This is a genomic window from uncultured Intestinimonas sp. (genome assembly GCF_944387245.1).
GTDB lineage: Bacteria > Bacillota > Clostridia > Oscillospirales > Oscillospiraceae > Intestinimonas.
Genome location: NZ_CALXEE010000108.1, coordinates 1 through 5,425, shown reverse-complemented (window position 1 = coordinate 5,425; position 5,425 = coordinate 1). Strand labels below are relative to the sequence as shown.

At 62.4% G+C, this 5,425-nt stretch carries 6 protein-coding genes; 1 reads left to right on the top strand and 5 read right to left on the bottom strand.

All coding sequences use genetic code 11. From position 1 onward, the window contains the following. Positions 1–50: 50 nt before the first annotated feature. The 3 genes from rbr to Q0K15_RS10475 form a co-directional block, all read right to left on the bottom strand. On the bottom strand, positions 51–584 hold the full coding sequence (gene rbr, locus Q0K15_RS10485; protein WP_294515792.1) for a rubrerythrin: 534 nt from the start codon (positions 582–584) through the stop codon (positions 51–53). 66 nt (positions 585–650) lie between these two features. Beyond that, complete coding sequence (locus tag Q0K15_RS10480) at positions 651–1,022, bottom strand: desulfoferrodoxin family protein (RefSeq protein WP_294515791.1); 372 nt, start codon at positions 1,020–1,022, stop codon at positions 651–653. 81 nt (positions 1,023–1,103) lie between these two features. Continuing rightward, a complete protein-coding gene (locus Q0K15_RS10475; protein ID WP_294515790.1) occupies positions 1,104–1,490 on the bottom strand; it encodes a transcriptional repressor in 387 nt (128 codons plus the stop codon). 179 nt (positions 1,491–1,669) lie between these two features. Here Q0K15_RS10475 and Q0K15_RS10470 point away from each other — a divergent pair, with 179 nt between their 5' ends. Continuing rightward, complete coding sequence (locus tag Q0K15_RS10470; protein WP_294515789.1) at positions 1,670–2,059, top strand: hypothetical protein; 390 nt, start codon at positions 1,670–1,672, stop codon at positions 2,057–2,059. 76 nt (positions 2,060–2,135) lie between these two features. On the opposite strand, the gene Q0K15_RS10465 is transcribed toward Q0K15_RS10470, so the two are convergent. Further along, on the bottom strand, positions 2,136–3,293 hold the full coding sequence (locus tag Q0K15_RS10465; protein WP_294515788.1) for a hypothetical protein: 1,158 nt from the start codon (positions 3,291–3,293) through the stop codon (positions 2,136–2,138). A gap of 78 nt (positions 3,294–3,371) precedes the next feature. Further along, positions 3,372–5,369, bottom strand: a complete 1,998-nt coding sequence (locus Q0K15_RS10460; protein ID WP_294515787.1) for a YgiQ family radical SAM protein — start codon at positions 5,367–5,369, stop codon at positions 3,372–3,374. Between the last annotated feature and the right edge of the window lie 56 nt (positions 5,370–5,425).

Genomic DNA, 5,425 nt, shown 5'->3' with positions numbered 1-5,425 from the left:
AGGCGCCCGCTCCGATGAGCGGGCGCCTCTTATGATGCGTCGGATTTTGCTTAGTAGTTCTCGGCCTTGATCTCGAAGTAGGCCTGGGGATGGCCGCACACAGGGCAGACCTGGGGGGCCTCGGTGCCGTACTCCAGGTGGCCGCAGTTGCGGCAGTACCAGACCTTGACCTGGGCACGCTTGAAGACCTCGCTGTTGGAGAGGTTCTCAGCCAGCTTCACATAGCGCTCCTCGTGGCTCTTCTCGATCTTGCCCACGGCGGCGAAGGCGTCGGCCAGAGCGTGGAAGCCCTCCTCACGGGCGGTCTCGGACATCTCCTTGTACATCTCGGTCCACTCCTCGTGCTCGCCCTCGGCGGCGGCCAGGAGGTTGGCGGCGGTATCGCCGATGCCGCTGAGTGCCTTGAACCACAGCTTGGCATGCTCCTTCTCGTTGCCGGCGGTCTCCTCGAAGATGGCGGCAATCTGCTCATAGCCCTCCTTGCGGGCCTTGCTGGCAAAGTAGGTGTACTTATTGCGGGCCATGGACTCTCCGGCAAAGGCTTTCCACAGATTGGCTTCCGTCTTGCTACCCTTTAATTCCATAAGAAAAAGCTCCTTTCAAGGTTCAATTCAAAGGCGAAATGAGCCTCATCGGCTCATAGTTCACTTTTACTCCTGGCCCTTCCAGTAGCCGTGGAGATTGCAGTACTCGTAAGCGGTAACGGGGTCGGCGCCGCCGGTCTTCATCACAGGCTCCTCGCCAGGCTTGGTGATCTGGAAGGTGACCTTGTTGCCGCTGACGGCGGCGATGAACTGGATATAGTGCTCCTCCAGCATGGGGTGGATGGTGGAGCCCACCTGGACGGTGACATGGTTGCCGTCGCGGGTGACCTGGGGGACATGCTTCTCCAGAGCGCCGTCGGTGGTGTTGGGCACCAGCTCCTCCATCTTCTGGCCACAGCACATCAGGGGCACGCCCTTATCCACGACCTTGAACACGATATTGCCGCAGTGAGCACAGCGATACAGTTTGAGTTCCATAGATTTGACCTCCAATTTATTCATACTTTTCTATCATCGGGTCCGCCTTTTGCGGACAAACGGGACATAGTTGCGCAGATCTTAATGCCGCGTGACGCAGTGGGTGCAGATGCCGGAGAAAACCAGGTCGTGGCGGTCTATCTGGTGCCCGGTGAGCACACCGACCTTTTCATCCAGGGACGCATCATACTCCACGCCCTCCAGATCATAGACGGAGCCGCACTTCCGACAGCAGAAGTGTGGATGGGGCCGGGTATTGGCGTCGTACCGCTCGATGGGGAAGGGCATCCGGGTAACCAGTCCCTCATCTGCCAGCAGATTCAGGTTCCGGTACACCGTGCCCAGGCTCAGGCTGGGGTTTTCCGGTTTGAGCCATTGGTACAGCATCTCGGCGGTGGGGTGTTCGTGGGTCTCCATCAGGCATTGATAGATGAGCTCCCGCTGCTTGGAGTAACGCTTGCCAGTCATAACTCACTTCCCTCTAATCAGTAATCATTCTTGTTATTGATTGGAGTATAGCAGAATCTTTCCGGAAATGCAAGCCCTATTTTTTGTTTTCTCAAAAATTTTTCCGGGGCTAGACCGGACATTACCGCACACACTAAAAGCGATTGGGAACCTGACTTTAACAATGCGGAGGCAAGGATATGAAAAGACCCTATCTTGCACTGATCTGCGCCCTGGCGCTGCTCTTGATCGCGGCGGGCTGCTCCAGCCAGCCCAAGGTATCCCCCACGCCCAACACGACGGTGATTCCTACGGAGACACCGTCGGTCAGCGAGAAGCCGTCCACCAGCTCCATGCCCATGGAGACCGAAAACTACCACGCCGGTGAAGATGGGCAGGTGGACCTGGATGAGGACGGCCTCACCAGCGATGAGCACAGTATGATCGAAGATGCCAAAAACGCAGCGGACGAGGCCAAGGATACCGTGGAAGACGCCGCAAAGGACGCCGGCGATGCGGTCAAAGACGCTGCCGAAGGGACCGGCCGGGCCATTGAAAAGGCCGGCGACACACTGACCGGAAAACGCTAAACCAAAAACAGCGTGGAACACACGGCCTTCGTTGTGTTCTACGCTGTTTTTTCCACTTTGAAAGCCTTCTATACCCTCAGCGGGTCTGCCCGCGGGCATATTCCGCCACCCGCTCCTGCTCGTTCCGGTCGGCAAAGGCCTCCGACGGGAAGAGAAGCATCTTCCTGTCCCGCCGGAAGAGGACCAGCCCCCAGTCCGCCGATTTGACACCGCCGATCTGGCTCCACAGGGTGCGCTCCCGCTCCCCGGGCCGCAGGCTGTCCGCACCGTTGGGGCCGATGACGTCGGTGATGGGCCCCTCCAGCAGCTTGTCAAAGGCCCCCTTCTTCTCCTGCCGCCGGATGGCCCAGGCCATGAAGCCGGGCACAAAGGACAGCCAGGAGGCGCACAGGGCCAGGCCGATAACAAGGAGGCCAATGGCACTTGCCACCTCCGCCCCGCTCACCGCGGGAAGGGCGTTCAGGACGCCGCCCAGAGCCAGGAGCCCCGACACCAGCATGGGGACGGAGAGGACGGCCATCGCGATCATAGCCGGCCGCCAGTAGAGCTTGGTGCGAAGATAGGCCAGGTTGGACCGGAGCAGGGCCTGGCGCAGGCCCTCCGGTTCCCAGGTATAGCGGAGGGTAAAGACCGCGTCCTCCTCATCCGGCTCCGGCGGGAGCGCCGTCTCATCGCCGGCCGTCTGGGGCGGCCGGCCCTGCCGGGCCTCGGCCAGGGCGGTGAGAAAGGCCGCCCGCTCCTCCGGCCCCGGGAAGGCACAGGGGGGCAGCACCTCCCAGACGCCGCTTTTGAGATAGAGGAGGACATAGCCCTTCCTCTCCCAGACCTCAACCAGGGCGTCATAGGGCTCCACCCGGCGGCCCACGCCGAAGGTCTCGGCCACTCCGTCTTTGGTCAGGGTCAGGGTCCGGGGGCCGAAGAAGCCGTCCTCCCCCGCCAGCATCCGGCCCCCGTGGAAGGCCCGCCGCCGGGCGGAGAGCACCCACAGGAAGCAGAGGGAGCCCACCAGCGTGACAACAGCCAGGCCGAGTACGGTTCCGAAGTCATCCTCCCACTGTCCGGCGGCCAGGATGACCGTCAGCATGACCAGCATCACGGCGCTGAACAGGGCCATGGCCAGGAAAAAGAACCACTCCACCTTCCGGATCACGGCCAATGGCCCTTTGGGCCGCTTTTCATGGAGGAGAATCCCCCGCTTGAAGTCCTGTTGGGTCAGGTTGTACCGCAGTTCCATAGGTCACCTCTCAATTTCAGATGCCCATTAGACGGCAAAGGGCGCGGAAAAGTTTTCCGCGCCCTCAGTTTTTTCTTTTTATTTTCTCCCCTTGCCGGGTTTGACGTTTTTCTTGGCCTTGGGCTTGGCCCACCCCGCCTTCCGCTTGGGCTGCGGGTCGTTGTGCTCCACCCGCTTGCCCTTCTGCTTGAGCTTCTGGTCCTCCCGCTTGGGGGGCTTGCCGCTGCGCCCGCCGGGCTTGCCCTTGGCGGGCGTACCCGGTTTGCCCGTCCAGGCGGGCCGGTCCGGCCGGAGGAGGCACTCCTTCCCGTAGCCGATCAGGTCCTCCCGGTGGGCCTCCCGCAGGGCCTCCTTTACCAGAGGCCGCTTCTCCGGCCGCTTCCACTGCATCAGGGCCCGCTGCATGGCCTTGTGGTGGGCGTCTGTGGGGACAAAGACCGGCTTCATGGTCCGGGGGTCCAGGCCGGTGTAGTACATACAGGTGGACAGGGTCCCCGGAGTGGGATAAAAGTCCTGGACCTGCTCGGGCTGGCGCCCCGACTTGTTGAGCCATTCGGCCAGCTTCACGGCGTCCTGGAGGGTGCAGCCCGGGTGGGAGGACATGAGGTAGGGCACCAGGTACTGCTCCTTGCCGTACTTCTGGTTGAGCCGCTCATACTTCTGCCGGAATTTTTCGTAGACCTCGATGTGGGGCTTGCCCATCTCGTCCAGCACCCCGTTGACGCAGTGCTCCGGGGCCACCTTCAGCTGGCCGGAGACATGGTGCTTCACCAGCTCGGCGAAGAACTCCCCGCTGGGGTCCTTCATCATATAATCAAAGCGAATACCCGAGCGAATGAAGATCTTTTTGATTCCGGGAAGTGATCTCAGCTTCCGTAATAACATCAGGTAATCAGTATGGTCGGCATCCAGGTTGGGACAGGCGGTGGGCGACAGACAGGCCCGGTTCTTACACAGGCCCGCCTTCATCTGCTTTTTGCAGGCGGGACGGCGGAAGTTGGCGGTGGGTCCTCCCACATCGTGGATGTAGCCCTTGAAGCCGGGGTGCTTGGTGAGCTCGGTGACCTCCCGGATGACGCTCTCATGGCTGCGGGAGGAGATGATCCGCCCCTGGTGGAAGGCCAGGGAGCAGAAGTTGCAGGCACCGAAGCAGCCCCGGTTGTGGATGACGGAGAAGCGGACCTCCTCGATGGCGGGGACGCCCCCCATCTCGTCGTACATGGGGTGGGGCTCCCGGACATAGGGGAGTTCAAAGACGGCGTCCAGCTCCTCCGTAGTGAGGGGCATGGCGGGGGGATTGCAGATGAGGAGCCGGTCCCCGTGGCGCTGGAGGATGGCCTTGCCCACGATGGGGTCGTGCTCGTTGTACTCCACCATGTTGGCCTGGGCGTAGGCCCGCTTGTCGTCCCGCACCTCCTCGAAGGAGGGGACCTCCACCATGGGGTAGGCACACTCCCCAGGGTTTTTGCCCACGAAGCAGGTGCCCTTCACATCGGTGATCTCCGAGATGGGGGTACCGGAGGAGAGCCGGGCGGCGATCTCCCGGGTGGCCCGCTCCCCCATGCCGTAGACCAGCAGGTCGGCCTGGGCGTCAAAAATAATGGCGCGCCGGACCTTATCCTCCCAGTAGTCGTAGTGGGCGAAGCGGCGGAGGGAGGCCTCCAGGCCGCCGATGACCAGGGGGATGTCCCCAAAGACCTCCCGGACCCGGTTGGCGTAGACGATGGTGGCCCGGTCGGGGCGCAGCCCCGCCCGCTTTCCCGGGGAATAGGCGTCGTCGGTCCGGCGGCGCTTGGCCACGGTGTAGTGGGCCACCATGGAGTCGATGTTGCCCGCCGAGAGCATCACCCCCAGCCGGGGACGGCCCAGGGCGGTGAAGGCCGCCGGGTCCCTCCAGTCGGGCTGGGCCATCACCGCCACCCGGTAGCCCTCCGCCTCCAGCACCCGGGAGATGATGGCCGGGCCGAAGGAGGGGTGGTCCACGTAGGCGTCGCCGGTGATGATGAGGAAATCATAGTCCTCCCAGCCCAGGTCCTTCATGTCAGCTTTGGAGACGGGGAGAAATCGGGTGTTCATAGCGTATACCTCTTAATATCAAAGAATCGGAAGGCGGCGGCCGGGGGCCGCCGCCG